The organism is Anaerotruncus rubiinfantis (assembly GCF_900078395.1).
GTDB classification, from domain to species: domain Bacteria; phylum Bacillota; class Clostridia; order Oscillospirales; family Ruminococcaceae; genus Anaerotruncus; species Anaerotruncus rubiinfantis.
Window position 1 is genome coordinate 456,597 of the sequence record NZ_FKLA01000009.1, and the last position, 20,358, is coordinate 476,954.

Sequence of the window (20,358 nt, forward strand, 5' to 3'; positions counted from 1 at the left end):
ATGAGTGAATTGAAAGCAATCCGCGCCGCGTACGGCGAAGCGCTGGCCGAGCTGGGCGGCCGGGACGAGCGGGTGGTCGCGCTCGACGCAGATCTTGCGCACGCCACCTATACCTGTTATTTTGCTGAAAAATATCCGGAACGTTTTTTTAATGCGGGAATCGCCGAGGCCAACATGGTTTCGATGAGCGCCGGCCTTTCCGCAATGGGGTATATCCCTTTTTGCAGCACCTTTGCGGTATTCGGAGCTGGCCGAGCCTATGAACAGGTCCGCAATAGCGTCGCTTATCCGCATTTCAACGTCAAGCTTGCGATGACCCACGCGGGCATCACGCTCGGGGAGGACGGCGGCAGCCATCAGGCCATCGAGGATATCGCGCTTATGCGGGTGATCCCCGGCATGACGGTTGTGGTCCCGTGCGATGCCGGCGAAGCCCGCCGCGCCACCTTTGCCGCCGCCCAAATGAACGGGCCGGTCTATCTGCGCCTTGCCCGCACGCCAAGCCACGTTTTTGAAGAAGAGATGCCTTTTACCCTCGGCAAGGCGAATGTTCTGCGGGAGGGAAGCGATGTGGTCCTGTTTGCCTGCGGAATCATGGTAAAGACCGCGCTCGACTGCGCGCGGATGCTGGCGCAGGAAAATATTTCGGCAGCGGTGATAAACATGCATACCATCAAGCCGATTGACCGTGAATGCGTACTCAAATATGCCGGAACCTGTAAAAGGGTTGTCACCATTGAGGAGCACAGTGTCATTGGCGGGCTTGGTGACGCGGTTGCCGATGTGCTGATCGGTACCGGGGACTACAAATTCCGGAAGATCGGTGTGCAGGACCGCTTTGGGCAGTCCGGAAAGCCTGCCGATCTCCTGGCGGAATACGGGCTGGATGTCCCGGGCGTCCTGCGGCAGATCCGCAGCTGTTTCTGACGGTTGTTCCGGCTTCCGATCCATCCGCCGCCGGCCTGTGGCTTGGTTCCGGGCGGCGGATGGGATCGGGGAAGGAAGTGCGCGGATAAAATTGTTTATATTTCACAAGTTGACATTACAACTGTTGTGTGATATACTAAACATGTATTCTAAATATTTGCATTGTCTCACATGTTTTTGTAAGCATTCAATTATTTGAAGGTTTACAAAAACATGTGTTTTTTTGTAAGTTTGCGGGTACGAATAATAATTTTTGGAGGTACCAATTATGAATAACGGTACAGTAAAATGGTTCAATGCTGACAAGGGTTTCGGCTTTATCAGCAACGACAATGGTGGCGAGGATGTCTTCGTTCACTTCTCCGCCATCCTGAGCGACGGCTACAAATCCCTCAATGAAGGCGATAAGGTGACTTTTGACACCGAGCAGGACCCTAAGAACAGCCGCAAGCTGCGCGCTGTCAATGTCAAGGTGGCCTAAGACATGCCGGAGCCGCCCGCCCCGTAAAGGGCCGGCGGCTTTTTCGCGCTTATCAACACAAGAAAGGGATTGTGAATGAACGATCAATTTATCAAATTTGGCTTGAGCCCGGAATTGAATAAGGGCTTGGACAAAATGGGCTTCCAGACCCCTACCCAGGTCCAGGAGGCCGCTATACTGCCAATGCTGGATGGCCAGGATCTGCTGGTTCAGGCTCCCACCGGCACCGGCAAGACCTGCGCTTTCGGCATCCCAGCTGTGGAGATGGCTAAGCCGGGCGTACACTATGTGCAGACCGTGATCCTGTGCCCTACGCGGGAACTGGCGGTGCAGACCGCGACCGTCCTGAAATCCCTTGCCGCCTATAAGCCGGGCGTAAGGATCCAGGCGGTTTATGGCGGTGAGCCCATTGGACGGCAGATTTCAGATTTGCGCCGCAAGCCGCAAATCCTCGTGGCGACGCCCGGAAGGCTCATGGACCATATGAGCCGCCGCACGGTCCGATTGGAGACGGTTTCCCAGATCGTGCTGGATGAGGCGGACAGGATGCTGGATATGGGCTTCCGGGACGATATCAAGGAAATTCTGCGAAATGTCCCAGAAGAGCGGCAGACAGTTCTGTTTTCCGCAACACTTTCCGCGGACATCCGGCAGATCGCGTCCCAGCACCAGCGGGACGCCCGGAAAATTGAAATTCAGGAAACGGGGAAATCGGTTGACCGGGTGGAACAGTATTACAGCCAGATGCCGTCAAAAGAAAAGACCCCCGCGTTGCTCGGCCTGCTGGAGGAGAAGAAGTTTGGCCTTTCCCTGGTGTTTGTGGCTACAAAGTCTATGGCTGACAGGCTGTCCGCGCAGCTCAATGAAAAGGGGATCAAAGCGGATGCCCTGCATGGGGATCTGCGCCAAAGCCAGCGGAATATGGTTATGAAGCGGTATCGCAGTGGGCAGATCCGTGTGCTGGTCGCCACCGATGTGGCTGCCAGAGGCATCGATGTCCAGAATATTGACGCTGTTATCAACTATGACATTCCCGGAGATGCAGACAGCTATGTCCATCGCATCGGACGGACCGGGCGGGCAGGGCAAACCGGCAGCGCCTACACGTTCGTATCCCGGCAGGAATATGGCAAGCTGAAGAGCTTTATGGATCTGACCCAGGCAAAGATGCGCAAATTGATGCTCGGGGAATGGACACAACCGGCTGCAAAGGCTCCGGTCTCCCACCGGAATCAGAACAGCAAGCCGGCATTTCGTGGAAAATCGGCACAGATGCGTATCGCATAGAAAATTTTGTAAGGGAACAGGGCACCTGAGGGCGCCCTGTTCCCTTTTTCAAACCCTAAATATGAGTACCCGCCTCCTATATTTTGGGGGAGGAGGGACTGTAAAAATAGACAGCCGAAGGGGCAAAAAATCGCTCTTTTTTACGAAACTTCAGATTTTGCCAAAAAAGGCTTGCATTTTTCATAGGGTATGCTATTCTATAAGCAAGCAGTTTGGTATACCAAATACCGAATGCCGTTGTTGGGAGCTGTTATCATAAATTCCACGCTGTGCAAAAAAGCCCGGTCGCATTGCGTCCGGCCATATAAATCCAGCGCTGTGTCCTTTGGGCTTGGCGTGTAATCAATATAAAGTGGGAGCAGACTTATGAATTTTGAAACAAATGTGCCGTATATCCAGAAAGTTTACAGCACGCTGAAACGTGCGATCGTTTTGAACGAACTGAAACAGGGACAGGTTCTGAATGAACGCGATCTGAGTGAAGAACTCAATATCAGCCGTACACCGTTGCGCGACGGTCTTAACCTTCTGGAAAACGAAGGCTGGATCGAAAAACGCGGAAAGAGCCGTATCGTTTCAGTGCTGACCTGGCGGGACATAGAAGAAATTTATGAGTTGCGCGTGCTTAATGAATGCTATGCGGTGCGCAAGGTCGTGCAGAATCTCACCCCGGAAGGTTCGGCGCATCTGTTGCGGATGCTTGAGCGGATGAGGGCAGAGTTTCAGGAAAACCGGGATCGGATTACCTTTCTAGAGGCAGATCAGTTATGGCACCAAACCCTGGATGAGTTCTGTGGAAATTCACGGCTGGACTCGATCCTGCATGGTATCTATGAGCAATTTGTACGTATCAGCTTTATCACAAATAAGAAAAACAACCTGCGGATTGAAGAGGCCATGGAGGAACATGCTGCCATCTATCAGGCCATTCTGGATAAAAAACCTGATGAGGCAGCAGCCGCTAGCGAGCGCCATATCGCCGCATGGTTCCACAGTTTGAAAGAAAACTGGGAGGAGAAAAATGAATGAATCCCGATACACGGAAAAGGATCTGAAACTTCTCGACATACTGTCCAGTTTCACTTCTGCAACCATCTACGAAGCGCTTGGCCAGACCGGCGCCTTCTCCAGTGTGATCAAACCGATCGATCCATCCTCTAAAGCTTGTGGTTTTGCCTATACGGTACAGGGAAAACCCGCGGATAATCTCGCCTTGCATCATGCCATCTACCGAGCACAGAGCTGCGAAGTGATTGTTGCATCGGTGCGCGGCTATACAGAATCCGGTTACTGGGGGGATGTGATGACCTGTGCCGCGCGCTGCCGCGGCCTACGCGGCCTGATTTTTGATGGAGCGGTTCGTGACACCGCTGAAATCATTTCGTCAGGCTTCCCGGTTTTTTGTCAAGGCACCTGTATCAAATGTACCGAAAAGTCCTATCCCGGGGCTTACGGTGTTCCTATCGTCGTCGGCGGTGTCCGGGTTGAACCGGGCGATCTTATCTTTGGCGACCGGGATGGTGTGGTTGTGGTTCCGCGCGCCCGCTTGGAAGAAATCGTGCCGCTTGTCACCGCCCGTATAGAAAAGGAGGCCGTCATTGAAGAACGGCTGAAAAAGGGCGAAAGCACAATTGACATTTATCATCTGATGAAAACAGATTCCTAACAACAATTATTTTATGGAAAGGAGCGGATGCCCAGGGGCCCCCCACCCTGCGTGGATTTCCGCCGCCGCTCCCTGCGGCGGGACACTGTGAAAGCCTTCCAACAACGCAAAAGACAAATCGCTTTCGGATAGTGAAAGGAGCTTTTTATGAAGAATTTTACTCAGATGTCCTGCGCGGTTCTTTTGATCGCGATTCTTGTTTTGACCGGCTGCTCCGGTGGCAACGCTTCCTCCAGTACGCTTCCAGCTTCCCCAGCCCCGTCTTCTAGCGCTTCGGAGTCTGTGTCCGACGCGCCGAAAGGCGCGGAATTCAACCTGCGTATCGGCCTCAACGGTTCTGAGGAGCATGTATTTGTGCAGGGTGTGCGCATGATTGAGAAAAAAATTGAAGAAAAAAGCAATGGTCGGATCCAAGTGGAGGTTTTTCCCAATAGCGTACTCGGCGCGGAGCGGGAAATGATCGAACAAACCATCATGGGCAGCATTGAGATGGCGGTTGTCGCAGCAGACGGCGCGACTCCGGCATGGGTGCCGGACACCCAGATATTTACGGTGCCCTACCTGTTTACATCGATCGAAGAGGCGCGTAATGCCGCCGATAACTTCCTGCTTGATTACCTTGAGCCTGGCTTTGAATCGGAAGGGCTACGCAATTTCGGCTTTTTTGAACTGGGATTCCGGCATTTCACCAACAACAAGCGTGCCATCTCCAAAGCGGAGGATATGAAGGGCCTTGTTATCCGTGTGCAGGAGTCCCCCGCTTGGCAGACGCTGATGGAACGGCTTGGCTCCACCCCGACCCCGCTGGCAGTCAATGAGCTGTATGGTGCTTTGCAGCAAGGCGTTGTGGACGGACAGGAAAATCCCCTGAGCACGATCGTCGCACAGAAATTCTATGAGGTTCAGAAGCACCTCGTTCTTGACGGCCATACCTACTGCGCCGGTGCGATTCTGATGAATCTCAATTTCTATAATGGGCTTTCAGATGCTGATAAAGAGCTGATTACAAGCTGTATTGATGAAGCAATCGCCGAGCAGCGCGGCCTCGTTGAGCAGAAGGACGCGGAATATTTGCAGATTTGTAAGGACAACGGTATGGAGATTGTCGAAAATCCGGATCTCGACAGCTTCAAGGCTGCGACGGCGAACTTCGGCGAAACCGAAGCGGTCAAGGCGCTTTTTGACACCTCGCTGATCGGGAAAGTCCAGGAATTCCTTGCGGCAAATTCATAAATTACAGGAGCGTTTCGTCCTTCCACTCTTCCAAGGCTGGAAGGACGTTCTGTTTCCCGGCTGTTTTTAGGAGCGTAAGAATATGAAATATCTGAATTTCGCATTGGATATCCTTTTGAAAGCGGTTATGGCAGCCAGCACCGCCAGTGTCCTGATCGTTTCGTTTATACAGATTATTTCGCGCTTTGTTGCGCAGATGTCGATTGGCTGGAGCGCAGATGTTTTGCGCTTGTCCTTTATCTATGCAGTTTTCAGCGGCGCAGCATACTGCGCGAAAAAGAACGAACACATCAATCTGGATATTCTCCTTTCGCTACTGCCTGTACGCAAACGCATGATCTGTGAAACAGTGATCCTATCGGTCGTCACGGTTTTCTGCGCTGTCCTTACCAAATTTGGCTACGTCTATACTCTATCGGGGCTTCGGCAGTCCGCGCCTTTTCTGCCAATTTCAATGGCAGTCTATTATGCGGCGCTTCCGCTTTGTACCGGTATTATGACCTTTTACTATCTGCAATTGATCATCAAAAACTTCTGCTACCTTTGTAAAAAGCAAGGAGGAGAAAGCGCATGTTTATGATCCTCATTCTGTTTATTGTCTTTTTCCTCGGACTGCCAATCGGCTTTGCGCTCGGAATTGTATCCACCGTGCAGATCGTTCAGATGGGCGTATCGATGAACATGGTCACCCAGCGGCTTTTTTCCGGGATCGATAGCACCACATTGACTGCAGTTCTGCTCTTTACGCTGGCAGGGTCTCTGATGATGAAGGGCGGTATGTCCGACCGACTGATCAGCTTTGCTGACGCACTTGTGGGGCATTTGCCGAGCGGTATGGCAATGGTGAGCGTGCTGGCCTGTATGTTTTTCGCGGCGCTGACCGGCGCTGCGGTGGCTGCTGCCGCAGCAATCGGCGGAATCATGATTCCGGTCATGTTAGAAAAAGGCTATGATAAGGGATTTACCTCCTCGCTTCTGGCAACGGCCAGTTCGATTGGTCCGATTATTCCGCCGAGCATTCCCCTACTGATCTACGGAGTGATCGCAAGCTGTTCGGTGGCAAAGCTTTTCATTGGAGGGATCATCCCCGGTATCCTGATGGGGGTTTCCTTGATGGCTGTTAGCTACTTTGTCGGAAAAAAAAGAGGTTATATCGGACGACCGAAGCGTGCGACGGCAAAAGAGATTTTCACAGCAGCTAAAAGTGCTGTTTTTGCGCTGCTCATTCCGGTAATTATTCTGGGCGGAATTATGTCCGGTATTTTTACTGCTACCGAATCCGCTTCTATTGCAGTGGTTTATGCTCTGCTCATCGGCATCTTTATCTACAAGACCCTGCCTTTACGTGAGATTCTCGCGTCGCTGATAGATGCCTCGAAAACCACCGGAATGGTGCTGCTGGTCGTCGGCTTTGCCTCTCTCTTCACTTGGGTGATCAGCATGCAGATGCTTCCCGCCCGGCTCACCGAACTTATGAGTTCAGTCATCCATTCAAAATATCTGTTCCTTCTGGTGGTCAATGTGATCTTGCTGATTGCAGGCACTTTCATCGATACGACCAGTGCAGTGCTGATCTTCTCGCCGCTCTTTTTGCCGATGGCGCAGAGTTTCGGGATTGATCCAATCCATCTTGGTGTTGTAATTGCAGTAAATCTAAGTATCGGTATGTGCACCCCCCCACTCGGGGTCTGTCTGTTCGTCACCAGCGGAATCACACAGCTCCCGCTCAAAGGGATGTTCCGGGATCTTATCCCACAGCTGGCCGCATTGGTGATCGTGCTGCTGATTATCACTTATTTCCCATGGACGGTTACAGCGTTGCCGGCACTGGTTGCCTGATCTTCCACATCCGAAACGAAATCATGAAAAAGGAGCTCCAAACATGTCAATCCTCTTGAAAAATGCCAATCTTGTGGATGTCTGCAACAAGCAGACACTCCTGGGTTTCGACCTGTTCATCGATAAGAACAGGATTTGTAAAATTGGCCGTGAACTTCGCTGCGAAGCGGAGGAAACCTATGATCTGGACGGCAGATGGGTGATGCCGGGGCTAATCAATATGCACGAGCATCAGTCCTATAAACGGCTGATCGGCCCGCTTTACGGCCCGAGCGGCGCCTGCACCAATCTGAAGGGCACCGATCTTGGAATTCGCGGTGTGCGTACCGCACTTTTCTCGCTCAAATGTGGGATTACAACCATCTGTGAGATGGGCTCCCTTTGCGGACTGAGCTATTCGATGCGCAGTGCGATTGAAAACGGGGTGATCCCTGGCCCCAGAATGTTTATTTCAGGACAGCACTTTACCACGACTGGCGGACATGCCTATGAGCTGGCCGCAGAGGTGGATACTCCGGAAGAGATGGTAAAGGCGGTACGCGGAACGATTAAACAGGGCGTCGACTGGATCAAGCTGCTCTGTTCCCATGAACCGGTTGTCGACGGCAATGATGGTCCCATCTGCGCGGAAATGAGCGAGGAACTGATTTCTGTAGCAGTTACCGAGGCACACGCGCGGCAGAAAAAAGTTGCCGTTCATGTGATGGGTGAGCTCGAACTCCAACGGGTGATCAATGCCGGCGTGGATGCCGTCCACCATGGGGCCTTTCTGACACTTAAACAGGCTCGCCAGATGAAAGAAAAAGGCATAGCGTTCGTATCTACCATCAGCGCCTACCGAAACACATCGAGCCCCGCTTTTGAACGAGGGGAACAGTGGGCAAGGGAAAATCTCATTTTACGCCCAGGCTTTGAATCGGCATTGAAAAATGCGATGCAGGCGGATGTGCTGATTGCCCCAGGCACCGATTCTCTTGGGGATTTGGTGGACGAACTGATTTTTATGCACCGTTTTGGCATGGGCCGAATGGAATGCCTGCGGTCGGCAACCCTGAATGGCGCACAAATTCTCGGGCAGGAGCAGTATCTTGGCAGTCTCACCGAAGGAAAGCTTGCCGATCTGGTCGTATTGGAGGCCGACCCCAGCGAGAATCTCGAAAACCTGCGCAGGGTTATGTGGGTGATGAAAGATGGATTAATTTATCATTTGCCGAATCTCTCACTGGAACATATGAATCCTCGTTGGTTGCTTGAATCTGCGCCAATGGTATGATATACAGTTTATTGGACCCCGGCGCGGGGGTGGGATGACTTTTAGAGAAATCAGATAAAGGACCGGTCAGGGAACGATCCCTGACCGGTCCTTTGTAGCTTCTAAAATTTTATGAATAAACACGACCATCCGCATCTCACTGAACAGATTTCGGGTGGATGCTTGCCCTGAAACCGATTTTTCAACCCACGGACTGCGCAGCGGCTCAGCACATGCTGAGTTTAACATTTTTACCCATATGGAGCAGACACTCCTGAATCTGTTTGATGATCCCCATTTTCGCGGGGAAACCGATTTCTGCATCCAACCGCTCGTGGGCCTTGTTTTCCGCGCGCCCCACAAAAAGATTGATGTCGGTGGCCTCCTCGAAGAGCATCCGCGCGAGAAGCGACGCGCCGTCGGTCCGGTTCTTGATTTCAAAGGCCACCCGGGTTCCGGCGGTGTATTCCTGTGCGATTTCGAGCACTTTGCCAAGGGTGATGACCCCTTCGGTCACAAGGTCGATGCCTTTGATCGAAGCGGCCGCGGGGATCTCCTCGGTGCCGGTATCCGGCAGCGGAACAACCGGCGCGCGCAGATACCGGCTGGCCGCCTGTGCGGTGGTGCCGCCGCAGACAATATGCCGTCCCTCCTTTGAAAAGAACATGCGCATCACGCTTTCGTCATCCTCTCTATGCGCGGGCGGGCCGATGAGGACGTTGACCGCCTGCCGTTTCCGCAGCTTGTAGACGATGATGGTGATGTCGTCGTCCGGCGAGCCAAGATCGAGATCCATGCAGGCTTCGGCCAATGTGGCGGCCATCCGCTGTGGAGAGAGGTCCGGCGCGTAGCAGTCCTCCAGATGTTTGATAATATCTTCGCGCGGCCAGCCGTCGAGCATCGTTTTTCCGAGCCCCGCGTTGGTTACCCCATCCGAAAAAAGGATAAGAAAGTCTCCGGCTGCCAGCCGCAGGACGCTTTCGGAAATCTCCTTGCCGCCGATAATCCGGCGGCTGCGCTCGTAATCGAAGTTTTTCCCCGCGCGCAGCAGGATTGCGGGCGGGTTGTCAAACTGCGCGAGATAGGCTTCGGTACGGTTGTCATCCAGCTGCAGGATGGTAAAGGTCGAATAAGCCATTTTACGCACCTTGCAAACCGGGAGGGTGTCGGCCATGGTGCGGATACACTGGGAGATTGGCAGCTTGCGCGCCATCATCGTACTGAGGATTTTCGCGGTCAGCGTTGCGAGAATATTGGCTTTGACTCCGCTGCCAAGCCCATCCGAAAGTACGATGGTCGTACCGTTTTCTGTTTTGACAGTGGTATAAAAATCGCCACAGACCGGCTGGTCGTGTTTATTGATGCTGACATAGCCGCCCTCCATGAAGAGATCCTTCATTTTCTGTGCCCCTCCAGCAGAATTGCCTCCTTGAGGTCGGTCAGCGCCACTTGGGTCTCGGCGGCCGTTTCACCCAGCAGGGAAGCAATTTCATGAACGGTGCGCAGCTGCTTTTCAATGATCTCATCAGTAATGCGCGCGGCGCTCAGCTTGACGTCCATGATTTTTTCGTTTTCCAGTTCGGCTTCGGTGACATCCTTCATGATACAGATGCAGATTCCGATGCCCTTATCGTACAGGAACTCCTGCTCCAGATATTTTTGATATTCGGGCAGGAAGACTTTCTGGGAAAAGCGCCCGCTTTCCGAAGTGATCGCCTTGACAAAGTCGAACTCGTTGAGAATGCGGGAAACCGGCGCGCCGATCAGCTCCTGTGGACGAAGCAGGCCGAAAACCGCTCCGGCCGCACGGTTGAGCTCCTGTATGGTGAGATCGGTATTGACCGTGACAATTGCGCTTGGAACCGCGTCAATCACCTGGAGGGAGACCGACTCCGCGCGTTCCTTCATATAGGGCAGGCACATGCTGATCTCTGCCCGGCCAAAATGAACCGCGGCCGCCTTTTCCCGGCAGGTAGCATATCCGCAGGTGCCGCAGTTGAGTTCGTCCTCCGGACGGTGCTTGCCCATCTTCTGGAGGATCGCGGTGATCTCCTGCTCGCTCGGCGGGATACAGATCACCTCCAGATCGGGGATGCTCTTTTCAAGCGCCGGGGAATCAGGCAGGTCGAAATCATCTGTCCGTCCGCCGCCGGCAAACGCCTCCACCCGGATACGCGAGGCGAGCGCCTCCTTTTTCCCGCCCGCGCAGGGCCCTCCGATACAGCTGCCGCTGCAGGCGCTCATCTCGACAAAACAATCGGAAAGACGGCCCTTTCCGATCTCTTCGAGCACCTCCATGCAGTTTTGCAGGCCGTCCACCGCAAGATAGTGGCAGCCGTTTTCCTGTTCCATGCTCTTCAGAATGCCGCCGCTTTCCGGGAAGAAACGGGAACGGCGCGGGGCGCTTTCTGCGGAAAGGGATGGAAAGGAGATCCCGCGCGCCTGCATCCAGTCGTTCAGCTCATCAAAAGTGAGCGCGTAATCCGCTCCGTCCGGGAATTGCTCGCATTCGTCCTTCTTGGAGATGCAGGGCCCGATGAATACGACCACCGCATCCGGGTCCTGCGTTTTCAGGAGTTTGGCGTGCGCCTGCATCGGAGAGAGAACCGGCGCGAGATGCCGCAAAGCCTTGGGAAAACGCGTTTGGATGAGCTTTACAACCGTCGGGCAGCAGGAAGAAATGAGCAGCTGACCGCGGCGTTCGCGCACAAGCTGTTCATAGCGGGACTTCACCAGATATGCCCCTTCGGCTGTCTCCCGCGCGCCGGCAAAGCCCAGCGCGCGCAGCGCCTGCGCAAAGGCGTCAAATCCGTCGACCGGATAGCTTGCGATAAAAGCGGGCGCTACGCTTGCAACGACGGTTTTGCCGCCTGCGATCGCGCTTTCGACCGCTTGGATATCGCTGCGCACCACCTTGGCCTGCTGTGGACATACCAGGATACAATTGCCGCAGTAGATACAATCCTGCAGGATGACCTGTGCCTGGTGGTTTTTCACTTCGATGGCCTTCACTGGACAGCCGCGGACGCATTTATAGCAATTTTTGCAGTTGGCTTTTTTCAGCTTCAGGATTTCCATCTGGTTCAGCCCGCTTCCTTCAGAATGTGATTTTCAAAGACGCTTTCGGCGTTTTCGGGCGTGACGCCGGTGATGAGCCGGCCGTCCACCTGGATGCTGACGCCCTGGTCGCAATGTCCCAGGCAGATGCTTGACCCGAGCTGGACGCGGTCCTCGAGATGATTTTGCCGGACCAGCTCGGCAAAACGTTCGCGGACGCGGTAGGAGCCGTTGACATGACAGGCGCTGCCAATACAGATTAGAACTTTCACAATGTAAACCTCCCGGCTGACAATTCAAAATTTGGTCAATATTGCTTTAAGTATACGACGAGTGTTAATTAATTGTCAATCTCTGCGGGCCAGGAAAATCTGCAAAAACGGGGGGAATTAGCCATTGACCGATAAAACAGTTTTTTTGCCCAAAAAAGAAGGGAAAAATTCTACAATTAGTCCAACTAAAATGCCTTTCCAAAAGTTGTTGCCTATGGTATACTTAACTTGTTTTGGATTGTTACAATTTTATCAATCTCCCCTCTGCCGATGCACCGTGGCGTGTGCGACGAAAACGTAAAGAAGGATGGTCCATATGGGAAACACAACCAATTTTGACAAGGCTGAAGAAATTCTTCAGGCGCATGGAAAAAAGGAATCCGCCCTGATTGCGATCATGCAGGATATCCAGGCGGAATACCGCTATCTGCCGCCCGATATTCTCGAGTACATTGCAAAGGGGCTGGGCATCGGTGTGGCGAAGGTGTACAGCGTCGCCACCTTCTACGAGAATTTTTCGCTTGAACCAAAGGGCAAATACGTCATCCGCATCTGCGACGGCACCGCCTGCCATGTGCGCAAGTCGATTCCGATCCTGGAAGCGCTGCGCAAGGAACTGGGCCTCTCGGATAAGAAACACACCACCGATGACCAGGTTTTTACGGTGGAAACCGTCTCCTGCCTGGGCGCCTGCGGGCTTGCGCCGGTTTTGACGGTGAACGACAAAGTTCATCCCGCCATGACGCCGGACAAAGCGCGGGAGCTGCTGAAAGAACTCAAAGAGGAGGACGCGGGAAATGCCTAAGGTCAATACATACGCCGAGCTTTCTGAACTGCGCGGGTTTGCGCAGCGTTCGCTCGGCATGCAGAAAAAACAGGTGCTCATCTGTGCCGGTACCGGCTGCGTCGCGGGCGGTTCGCTGGTCATTTACGACCGGATCAAAAAAGCCTGTGAGGAGCGCGGGCTTGACGTCTGTGTCGAACTGCGCCACGAGCCCCACGGCGAAAATATCGGGCTCAAAAAGAGCGGCTGCCATGGATTCTGCGAGATGGGCCCGCTGCTGAAGATCGAGCCGCTGGACGTGCTCTACATCAAGGTGAAACCGGACGACTGTGAAGAGATCATCGAAAAATCGGTGATCGGCGACGAGGTGATCGACCGCCTGCTTTATAAGCTGGAAGGCAGGACCTATCCAAGTCAGCATGAGATCCCGTTTTATAAAAAACAGACCCGCCTCGTGCTGCATAACTGCGGACAGAACGACGCGGAGGACGTGCTCGAATACATCGCCAAAGGCGGCTATGAAGCTTTCGCAAAGGCGCTTTCCTCGATGACCGGCGAGGAGATCTGCAAGCAGATCTCCGAATCGAATCTGCGCGGCCGCGGCGGCGGCGGGTTCCCGACCGGCCGCAAATGGGAACAGGTGCGCCGCCAGAAGGAGCCTGTCAAATATGTCGTCTGCAACGGCGACGAAGGCGATCCGGGCGCTTTTATGGACCGTTCGATCATGGAGGGCGACCCGCACAAGATGCTTGAGGGCATGATGATCGCGGGTTACGCGACCGGCGCACAGGAAGGCTACATCTACGTCCGCGCCGAATATCCGTTGGCGGTCAACCGCCTCAAAACCGCGATCCGAAAAGCCAAGGAACTCGGCCTGCTCGGGGAAAACATCCTGGGGTCCGGTTTCAGCTTCGAATTGCATATCAACCAGGGCGCGGGCGCGTTCGTCTGCGGCGAAGGAAGCGCGCTGACCGCTTCGATCGAGGGCAACCGCGGCATGCCGCGCGTCAAGCCCCCGCGCACAGTCGAACAGGGGCTTTTTGGAAAGCCAACCGTCCTTAACAATGTGGAAACCTTCGCCAACGTCCCGATGATTATCCTCAACGGGGCGGACTGGTTCAAATCGATCGGTCCCGAAAACAGCCCGGGCACCAAGGCGTTCGCCCTCACCGGCAATGTCAACAACACAGGGCTCATTGAGGTGCCGATGGGCACCACCCTGCGCGAGGTCATCTTTGATATCGGCGGCGGGGTCAAAAATGGCCGCGACTTCAAGGCGGTGCAGATCGGCGGGCCGTCCGGCGGCTGTCTCACGAAAGAACACCTCGACCTGCCGATGGATTTCGACTCGCTTAAAAAGGTCGGCGCGATGGTCGGCTCGGGCGGCCTGGTCGTCATGGATGACAAGACCTGCATGGTCGAGGTTTCCCGGTTCTTCATGAATTTCACCCAGAACGAATCCTGCGGCAAATGTGTCCCCTGCCGCGAGGGTACCAAGCGGATGCTGGAAATCCTCGAACGGATCGTTCACGGCAACGGCACGCCGGAGGATCTCGACCTGCTTGACGAGCTGGCCGAAACCATCTCCAAGACCGCACTGTGCGGGCTCGGAAAAACCGCGGCGTTCCCGGTGCAGTCTACGCTCAAATACTTCAAAGACGAGTATCTCGCCCATGTCGTCGACAAGCGCTGTCCCGCGGGCGACTGTCAGGCGCTGAAGGTCTATACGATCGATCCCGAAAAGTGCAAAGGCTGCAGCAAATGCGCGCGCGGCTGCCCGGTGAACGCGATTACCGGGAAGATCAAGGAACCGTTCGTCATCGATCGGAACAAATGCATCAAATGCGGCGCCTGCGTGGATACCTGCCCGTTTGGGGCGATTAAGGAGGCTTAACCATGAGCAAAGGAATCATGTATATCGACGGCAAGCGGGTCGCCTTTGACGGGGAGAAAAACGTATTGGCAGTTATCCGCAAGGCGGGGATCGAAATCCCGACCTTCTGCTATTATTCGGAACTTTCGGTTTACGGCGCCTGCCGGATGTGTGTTGTGGAGAACGAATGGGGCGGCGTGGAGGCATCCTGTTCGATGCAGCCGCGGGACGGCATGAAAATCCGGACCAACACCGCCAAGCTTCAAAAACACCGTAAAATGATCCTCGAGCTGCTGCTCGCGGCCCACTGCCGGGATTGCACCGTCTGCGAAAAGAACGGTAAATGCAAACTGCAGGAGCTTTCGCTTCAGTACGGTATCCGCCGCATCCGCTTTGAAGATACCCGTGAGAAAATGGAGCTCGACCGTTCGAGCAAATCCATCCTGCGCGATCCGAATAAATGCATCCTCTGCGGCGACTGTGTGCGCATGTGCAGCGAGGTGCAGGGGATGGGCGTCATAGATTTTGCCCACCGCGGCTCCAATCTGCGGATCATGCCTGCGTTCGGGCGTGAAATTGGGGAAACCGACTGTGTGGGCTGCGGCCAGTGCGCGGCGGTTTGTCCGACCGGCGCCATCACGATCAAGGGCGACATTGGCCGCGCCTGGAAGGCGATCCAGGACCCGGAGAAGCGGGTCGTCGTGCAGATCGCGCCCGCGGTGCGCGTTGCAATCGGAGAAGAATTCGGCCTCGCGCCGGGTGAAAATGTCATGGGCAAACTGGTCGCGGCGCTCAAGCTGATGGGTGTGGACTATGTCTTTGATACCACCCTCGGCGCGGACCTTACAGTCATGGAGGAGGCCAGCGAATTCCTCAAGCGGATCGAAACGGGCGGCCCGTTCCCAATGTTCACCTCCTGCTGCCCGGCGTGGGTGCGCTACGTCGAGAAACGCAAACCGGAATATCTCACAAACATCTCCTCCTGCAAATCCCCGATGGAGATGTTCGGCGCGGTGCTCAAAGAGCACTATAAATCGATGCAGGCTGTCGACGGCAAGGAAACGGTGGTCATTGCGATCATGCCCTGCACCGCCAAAAAATCCGAAGCCGCCCGCAGCGAATTTGTCCGGGCGGGCCTTGTGGATGTCGACTATGTGCTGACCACCCAGGAGGTCAGCACGATGATCAAAGAAAATGGCATCGTCTTTGACGAAATTGAAAGCGAGTCCCCGGATATGCCGTTCGGGCTTGGCAGTGGAGCGGGCGTTATCTTTGGCGCCACCGGCGGCGTGGCCGAGGCGGTCATCCGCCGCTGCGCCGAACAAAAGGATTCCAATACCCTGCGGGAAATTGAATTTTGCGGCGTGCGCGGCATGGAGGCTGTCAAGGAGGCCGCAATTACAGTCGATGGCCAGGAGATTAAGATCGCCGTTGTAAACGGGCTTGGAAAAGCACAGGAACTCATCGGGAAGATCGAAAGCGGGGAAGCCTCCTATCACCTGGTGGAAGTTATGGCGTGTCCGGGCGGATGCATCGGCGGCGCCGGGCAGCCGCTTGGCTTTACAAAACAGCGCGAGGAGCGCGCGAAGGGCATTTACAGTGTTGACCAGCAGTCCCAGATCAAGCGTTCGGAGGAAAATCCGATGATCATGGCGCTCTATAACGGGGTGCTGCGCAAAAACCGGCACGAACTGCTCCACGTCCACTATCAGGGTGGATCGGAAGAATAGGAGGAAGCCAAATGCGCGTATTGGAAGTGTGTGTGGGAAGCGCCTGCTACTTGAAAGGCTCTTACAATGTGATCAGTGACTTGCAGGAGCTGGTTTCGGATCATGATCTGGCTGAACAGATTGAGATCAAAGCCGCGTTCTGTTTTGGAAACTGCGCGGGAGCCGTATCCGCGAAGTTTGAGGACGAGGATCAGGTGCTGAGCGTGGATCCCAAGCAGGTGAAGCGCTTCTTTGACAACGAGGTGCTGCCTCGCCTGCAGGCATAAAACAAAACCCCGGTCACATGTGACCGGGGTTTTTCTATAGGCATGGGGGCGCACCCGCGCTTTTTCATTTCCTGGATGTGATGCCTGGAGAAAGGATTATAAGGCGCTCCCTTTTACAGGCGCAAACAGTCGGGACATATCCACGCCCTCCAGCTCCAGGAGCATGATCTTTTTTTCAACGCCTCCAGCATAGCCGGTCAGGCTTCCACTGGCGCCTACCACCCGGTGGCAGGGGATGATGATGGAGATGGGGTTATGTCCCACAGCGCCGCCCACCGCTTGGCTGGACATCGTTTTTCTGCCCATTTTAGCCGCCATTTTTTTGGCAATATCGCCGTAGGTGGTCACCTCTCCGTAGGGGATTGCGCACAGCATATTCCATACCTCTTGACGAAAGGTTCCCCCGATAGGGCGCAGAGGGAGTTCAGAAATCCCGGGCTTCTCCCCGGCAAAATAGCGGTCCAGCCAGTCTTTTGCGGCGCGCAATACCGGCAGGTCAGCCTTTTTTGTCATGCGCTCCGGGACGGTATTTCCGAAGTACTTCTGGCCCTCCATCCAAAGGCCCGCCAAATTTTCCCCATCACACGCAAGGGTAAGGAGTCCCACGGGAGATTGGTATGTTGTGGAATAGAACAGATCAAAGACCCCTTTGCAATCAAATTCAAATACCGGCGGCAAGTATCCCGCCAACGCGGCGGCCCGAAAGGCCAGCGCCGTATTCGGCAGGGGAAATCCGGTCATTCCGAATCCTGTTTGATGTAACGCCGGTAACGCCACAGAATGGTTTTTCCGTGTTCACACACCTTCTCCTCAGCTGCATCCGGATCGCCGCTTTTAATCGCCTCAAAAATTTCCCAATGGTTGTCCGCCGTGGAGGCGCGCAGCTGAAAGGATTCCTCACGGATCGCGAGCCATTCGGGGCCGCTTAGCAGGATGTTGTCGTACGCCTGCTGCAGATAGCGGCTCTGCGCAGCCTCAGCGATCTTGCGGTGAAATTCGTAATCCGCGTCGATGAGCGTAGCCACATCTTTTTTCTGGCGCGCTTTTTCAATTTTATCCAGCGACTTTTCCATCTCAGAGAGCGCTTTGGGCGTAATGCGTTCGGTCGCCAGGCGCGCCAGGTGGCGCTCCAGAATAATCCGGGCTTCGACCCGCTCGGTCAGATCCTTGGGATCAGGCGTGGAAGAGAGCAGCGGCGAGCCCATTTTTCCGACCGCGTCGTGGAGGGTCAGATAGGTGCCGTCGCCGGGCTTTATAACAATGATATTCGCATAGGAAAGAGCTTTCATTGCTTCACGCACGGAAGCGCGGCTGACGCTCCACTGCTCGGCCAGCGCACGTTCGCTCGGGAAACGGTCACCCGGTTTCATCTCGCCGGAACGGATCGCATCCATCACGCTGTTGACGATTTCATCTACAATGGTTTTTTTGAGCACTGGCCGCATAGTTACATCCTCATTCCTTTGATAGATCGCGCAAATATTCTAAATTAGTATAGCATTATTTGCATGAGACCGCAAGAGAGATGTTCTGTGAAGTAAATTAATAAGCTCGAAAAAAGGAGAAATATTTGGACTAAATCCATAAAAACAATTTAAAAATTTCAGCATATTTATAGAAAACATATGAAATTGTATTGACGGATGCTTCGAAAAGCCATATACTGATCGCAACAATTGGTCTAACCACCTTACCATAAGATCAATTGATAAAATTTGCCCGAAAACGGAAGAGGAGGTACGTATGAGATACGAAAATGTGGAAGTCATTGCCTTGACCCGCCGGCTTGTTCAGATTGAAAGCACCAATGTGGGGACCTTTGAAGGCGAGATCAGCCGGTTTGTGGCCGATTGGCTCACCCAAAACACCAAGGCGCAGGTGGTCCGCGATGAATTTGAACCCGGCCGCTTTAATGTGATGGCAACCCTGAAGGGAAAACAGGCGCACCCCAACCTGATTTACGTGGCCCATATGGACACAGTGCCCGTGGGAAGCGATTGGACCAAAGACCCCTTTGCCGCCGAGATCGTCGACGGAAAGATGTATGGACGCGGCGCCTTCGATATGAAAGCGGGGCTGGCCTGCGCGATGATCGCCTTCCGTGATTTCGAGAAAAAATGCCGCGCAGAGGGCCTGACGCCGAAATATGATTTTACCTTTGTCGGGTCGGGGGATGAAGAGGATGTAATGAAGGGTGCGGACCGCCTGGTGGAGATTGGGCTGGCCGACCGGCAGACGCTGGTGCTCGATACCGAGCCAACCAGCGGAGAGATTTACATGGCGCACAAGGGGAAAACCTGGTTTGAGATCAGCACCAAAGGCAAGGCGGCCCACGGCAGCACGCCCTATAAGGGAGCCGATGCGATCGTTGCGATGGCGGAAGTGATCCTGGAGATCAAAAACCGGTTGGACGCGTATCCGGAGGACCCGGTCATGGGACGCAATACCGTTTGTTTCGGCACAATCAACGGCGGTTTCAACACCAACATCGTCGCGGACAGATGCGCCATCCAGATCGATGTTCGCCTGGCTCCGCCGCTCACAAACGAAGGGTCGATCAAGCTGGTGGAGGATGCGATTGAAGCCGCGACAGCGCGTGTTCCGGGCACAAGCGGGAGCTATCGCGTGATTGCGCAGCGCCCGTATGTGCAGATCAACGAGGATTCCTTCCTGCTGAAAAGCCTGCAGGATTCCTGTGAAAAAATCACCGGCGCCCGTCCGCAGCCGCTGGTATTCACCGGTTATACCGACAGCGGTGTGATCGACGGCAGCACGGGATGCAAAAACGGCATGTCCTACGGCGCGGCGGGTGCGCATGAACACCAGGCGGATGAGTATGTTGAATGCGACTCGGTCATCCAGTCCCTCGAAGTATACAAGGATCTGACCCAGCGCATTTTGCTCTGAACATAAAAAACGATGATCCCCGGAAAACCGGGAACCATCGCGGGAAGATTAGATTTTGGAAGTCTCAAGCGGACTTTCATAGTAGGAATTGTAACGTTCCCAGACCGATTCTTCGTGCAGGAGCACTATCTGGGAGGCCAGATCAGGGTCCCTCGCTTTGATCGCGTCGCAGATGTCGTAATGGTTGTGCGCATCCGCCGCGCGCTGTTCGAACGGCAGGCGGGTGATGCCGAACCATTCCGGGCCGGCCAGCAGGATACGCTCATAGGCTTCCTGCAGGTAATGGTTTTGCGCGGCGGCGGCCACCGCCTGATGGAACGCGTAATCAGCTTTTAAAAGGGCGTTTACATTTTTCTGCTCGCAGCATTTTTCGATCCGCTTACAGGCCTTTTCAATTGCGGCGATTGCCTGCGGGGTGGCATGCTGCGCGGCCAGCCGGGTGATCTGCTGCTCGAGGATCATACGGGCCTGCACCCGCTCTTCCATGTCCTGCCCGTCGAAGGATGGGGACGTCCTTTGCGGAGATTTGGGGCTTGTGGATTTCGTCGGCTGCGTTTTGAGGTAGGTGCCGCTGCCCGGGCGGATCTCGAGGACGCCGGAAAAGGAAAGTGCCTTCATCGCTTCCCGCACGGCAGTGCGGCTGACGCTCCACTGCTCGGCCAGCGCGCGTTCGCTGGGGAAGCGTTCGCCCGGTTTCATCTCGCCGCTTTCAATCGCTTCCATGATGCTGGCGACAATCTCGTCCACAAGCGTTGTTTTAAGAACAGGTTTCATTTTTGTCTCC

20 protein-coding genes are annotated in these 20,358 nt (G+C 54.5%); 14 read left to right on the top strand and 6 right to left on the bottom strand.

Features of this window, described 5'->3' with window-relative positions; all coding sequences use genetic code 11:
- From BN4275_RS07615 to BN4275_RS07655, 9 genes are all read left to right on the top strand, one after another.
- The gene (locus BN4275_RS07615) at positions 1-927 is read left to right on the top strand and encodes a transketolase family protein (RefSeq protein WP_066456272.1); all 927 of its coding nucleotides are present in this window, start codon (positions 1-3) and stop codon (positions 925-927) included.
- 268 nt (positions 928-1,195) lie between these two features.
- Positions 1,196-1,408 carry a cold-shock protein gene (locus BN4275_RS07620; protein ID WP_066456275.1) on the top strand — a complete coding sequence of 71 codons (213 nt, stop codon included), beginning with the start codon at positions 1,196-1,198 and terminating at the stop codon, positions 1,406-1,408.
- A 75-nt stretch (positions 1,409-1,483) separates the two neighbouring features.
- Positions 1,484-2,695, top strand: a complete 1,212-nt coding sequence (locus tag BN4275_RS07625; RefSeq protein WP_066456278.1) for a DEAD/DEAH box helicase — start codon at positions 1,484-1,486, stop codon at positions 2,693-2,695.
- A 366-nt stretch (positions 2,696-3,061) separates the two neighbouring features.
- Positions 3,062-3,724, top strand: a complete 663-nt coding sequence (locus BN4275_RS07630; protein ID WP_066456281.1) for a GntR family transcriptional regulator — start codon at positions 3,062-3,064, stop codon at positions 3,722-3,724.
- Positions 3,717-4,361 (top strand): RraA family protein, encoded by a 645-nt coding sequence (locus tag BN4275_RS07635; protein ID WP_066456284.1) that lies wholly within the window; start codon positions 3,717-3,719, stop codon positions 4,359-4,361. The genes BN4275_RS07630 and BN4275_RS07635 overlap by 8 nt, the downstream gene beginning before the upstream one ends.
- A 147-nt stretch (positions 4,362-4,508) precedes the next feature.
- A complete protein-coding gene (gene dctP, locus BN4275_RS07640) occupies positions 4,509-5,594 on the top strand; it encodes a TRAP transporter substrate-binding protein DctP (protein WP_079988148.1) in 1,086 nt (361 codons plus the stop codon).
- 82 nt (positions 5,595-5,676) lie between these two features.
- Complete coding sequence (locus BN4275_RS07645; protein ID WP_066456286.1) at positions 5,677-6,174, top strand: TRAP transporter small permease; 498 nt, start codon at positions 5,677-5,679, stop codon at positions 6,172-6,174.
- Complete coding sequence (locus BN4275_RS07650; protein ID WP_066456289.1) at positions 6,165-7,433, top strand: TRAP transporter large permease; 1,269 nt, start codon at positions 6,165-6,167, stop codon at positions 7,431-7,433. The genes BN4275_RS07645 and BN4275_RS07650 overlap by 10 nt, the downstream gene beginning before the upstream one ends.
- Before the next feature lie 43 nt (positions 7,434-7,476).
- Positions 7,477-8,706: an amidohydrolase family protein gene (locus BN4275_RS07655; RefSeq protein ID WP_066456291.1), complete on the top strand. Its 1,230-nt coding sequence runs from the start codon at positions 7,477-7,479 to the stop codon at positions 8,704-8,706.
- Positions 8,707-8,911: 205 nt separating this feature from the next.
- On the opposite strand, the gene BN4275_RS07660 is transcribed toward BN4275_RS07655, so the two are convergent.
- The 3 genes from BN4275_RS07660 to BN4275_RS07670 are packed head-to-tail and all read right to left on the bottom strand — an operon-like array spanning position 8,912 to position 12,014.
- The gene (locus BN4275_RS07660; protein ID WP_066456293.1) at positions 8,912-10,084 is read right to left on the bottom strand and encodes a PP2C family protein-serine/threonine phosphatase; all 1,173 of its coding nucleotides are present in this window, start codon (positions 10,082-10,084) and stop codon (positions 8,912-8,914) included.
- A complete protein-coding gene (locus BN4275_RS07665) occupies positions 10,081-11,763 on the bottom strand; it encodes a [Fe-Fe] hydrogenase large subunit C-terminal domain-containing protein (RefSeq protein WP_066456295.1) in 1,683 nt (560 codons plus the stop codon). The genes BN4275_RS07660 and BN4275_RS07665 overlap by 4 nt, the downstream gene beginning before the upstream one ends.
- A 5-nt stretch (positions 11,764-11,768) precedes the next feature.
- A complete protein-coding gene (locus BN4275_RS07670; protein WP_066456298.1) occupies positions 11,769-12,014 on the bottom strand; it encodes a (2Fe-2S) ferredoxin domain-containing protein in 246 nt (81 codons plus the stop codon).
- A gap of 316 nt (positions 12,015-12,330) precedes the next feature.
- Between BN4275_RS07670 and BN4275_RS07675 the strand changes: the two genes are divergently transcribed.
- Genes BN4275_RS07675 through BN4275_RS07690 form a run of 4 tightly spaced genes read left to right on the top strand, consistent with a single transcriptional unit; the run spans position 12,331 to position 16,667 of the window.
- The gene (locus tag BN4275_RS07675) at positions 12,331-12,819 is read left to right on the top strand and encodes an NADH-quinone oxidoreductase subunit NuoE family protein (protein ID WP_066456301.1); all 489 of its coding nucleotides are present in this window, start codon (positions 12,331-12,333) and stop codon (positions 12,817-12,819) included.
- On the top strand, positions 12,812-14,692 hold the full coding sequence (gene nuoF, locus BN4275_RS07680) for an NADH-quinone oxidoreductase subunit NuoF (RefSeq protein WP_066456303.1): 1,881 nt from the start codon (positions 12,812-12,814) through the stop codon (positions 14,690-14,692). Before BN4275_RS07675 ends, nuoF begins: the two co-directional genes overlap by 8 nt.
- Positions 14,693-14,694: 2 nt before the next feature.
- On the top strand, positions 14,695-16,401 hold the full coding sequence (locus BN4275_RS07685; protein ID WP_066456306.1) for a [FeFe] hydrogenase, group A: 1,707 nt from the start codon (positions 14,695-14,697) through the stop codon (positions 16,399-16,401).
- A gap of 11 nt (positions 16,402-16,412) precedes the next feature.
- Positions 16,413-16,667 (top strand): (2Fe-2S) ferredoxin domain-containing protein, encoded by a 255-nt coding sequence (locus tag BN4275_RS07690; protein ID WP_066456308.1) that lies wholly within the window; start codon positions 16,413-16,415, stop codon positions 16,665-16,667.
- Between the two features lie 96 nt (positions 16,668-16,763).
- Here the strand turns inward: BN4275_RS07690 and BN4275_RS07695 are convergent, their stop codons facing one another.
- The gene (locus BN4275_RS07695; RefSeq protein WP_066460278.1) at positions 16,764-17,303 is read right to left on the bottom strand and encodes a methylated-DNA--[protein]-cysteine S-methyltransferase; all 540 of its coding nucleotides are present in this window, start codon (positions 17,301-17,303) and stop codon (positions 16,764-16,766) included.
- A gap of 101 nt (positions 17,304-17,404) precedes the next feature.
- Positions 17,405-18,112, bottom strand: coding sequence for a FadR/GntR family transcriptional regulator (locus tag BN4275_RS07700; RefSeq protein ID WP_066456310.1), 708 nt, complete (start codon positions 18,110-18,112; stop codon positions 17,405-17,407).
- Positions 18,113-18,410: 298 nt separating this feature from the next.
- Here BN4275_RS07700 and BN4275_RS07705 point away from each other — a divergent pair, with 298 nt between their 5' ends.
- On the top strand, positions 18,411-19,574 hold the full coding sequence (locus BN4275_RS07705) for a M20 family metallopeptidase (RefSeq protein ID WP_066456312.1): 1,164 nt from the start codon (positions 18,411-18,413) through the stop codon (positions 19,572-19,574).
- 48 nt (positions 19,575-19,622) lie between these two features.
- On the opposite strand, the gene BN4275_RS07710 is transcribed toward BN4275_RS07705, so the two are convergent.
- On the bottom strand, positions 19,623-20,348 hold the full coding sequence (locus tag BN4275_RS07710) for a FadR/GntR family transcriptional regulator (RefSeq protein ID WP_066456320.1): 726 nt from the start codon (positions 20,346-20,348) through the stop codon (positions 19,623-19,625).
- Positions 20,349-20,358 lie beyond the last annotated feature (10 nt).

What these genes read in the sequence shown, in the direction of transcription:
- BN4275_RS07645 (WP_066456286.1), top strand. Translation starts at nt 5,677, where the DNA reads ATGAAATATCTGAATTTCGCATTGGATATCCTTTTGAAAGCGGTTATG.
- nuoF (WP_066456303.1), top strand. Translation starts at nt 12,812, where the DNA reads ATGCCTAAGGTCAATACATACGCCGAGCTTTCTGAACTGCGCGGGTTT.
- BN4275_RS07665 (WP_066456295.1), bottom strand. Translation starts at nt 11,763, where the DNA reads ATGGAAATCCTGAAGCTGAAAAAAGCCAACTGCAAAAATTGCTATAAA.
- BN4275_RS07685 (WP_066456306.1), top strand. Translation starts at nt 14,695, where the DNA reads ATGAGCAAAGGAATCATGTATATCGACGGCAAGCGGGTCGCCTTTGAC.
- dctP (WP_079988148.1), top strand. Translation starts at nt 4,509, where the DNA reads ATGAAGAATTTTACTCAGATGTCCTGCGCGGTTCTTTTGATCGCGATT.
- BN4275_RS07690 (WP_066456308.1), top strand. Translation starts at nt 16,413, where the DNA reads ATGCGCGTATTGGAAGTGTGTGTGGGAAGCGCCTGCTACTTGAAAGGC.
- BN4275_RS07705 (WP_066456312.1), top strand. Translation starts at nt 18,411, where the DNA reads ATGAGATACGAAAATGTGGAAGTCATTGCCTTGACCCGCCGGCTTGTT.
- BN4275_RS07655 (WP_066456291.1), top strand. Translation starts at nt 7,477, where the DNA reads ATGTCAATCCTCTTGAAAAATGCCAATCTTGTGGATGTCTGCAACAAG.
- BN4275_RS07615 (WP_066456272.1), top strand. Translation starts at nt 1, where the DNA reads ATGAGTGAATTGAAAGCAATCCGCGCCGCGTACGGCGAAGCGCTGGCC.
- BN4275_RS07625 (WP_066456278.1), top strand. Translation starts at nt 1,484, where the DNA reads ATGAACGATCAATTTATCAAATTTGGCTTGAGCCCGGAATTGAATAAG.
- BN4275_RS07635 (WP_066456284.1), top strand. Translation starts at nt 3,717, where the DNA reads ATGAATGAATCCCGATACACGGAAAAGGATCTGAAACTTCTCGACATA.
- BN4275_RS07630 (WP_066456281.1), top strand. Translation starts at nt 3,062, where the DNA reads ATGAATTTTGAAACAAATGTGCCGTATATCCAGAAAGTTTACAGCACG.
- BN4275_RS07650 (WP_066456289.1), top strand. Translation starts at nt 6,165, where the DNA reads ATGTTTATGATCCTCATTCTGTTTATTGTCTTTTTCCTCGGACTGCCA.
- BN4275_RS07620 (WP_066456275.1), top strand. Translation starts at nt 1,196, where the DNA reads ATGAATAACGGTACAGTAAAATGGTTCAATGCTGACAAGGGTTTCGGC.
- BN4275_RS07700 (WP_066456310.1), bottom strand. Translation starts at nt 18,112, where the DNA reads ATGCGGCCAGTGCTCAAAAAAACCATTGTAGATGAAATCGTCAACAGC.
- BN4275_RS07660 (WP_066456293.1), bottom strand. Translation starts at nt 10,084, where the DNA reads ATGAAGGATCTCTTCATGGAGGGCGGCTATGTCAGCATCAATAAACAC.
- BN4275_RS07675 (WP_066456301.1), top strand. Translation starts at nt 12,331, where the DNA reads ATGGGAAACACAACCAATTTTGACAAGGCTGAAGAAATTCTTCAGGCG.
- BN4275_RS07710 (WP_066456320.1), bottom strand. Translation starts at nt 20,348, where the DNA reads ATGAAACCTGTTCTTAAAACAACGCTTGTGGACGAGATTGTCGCCAGC.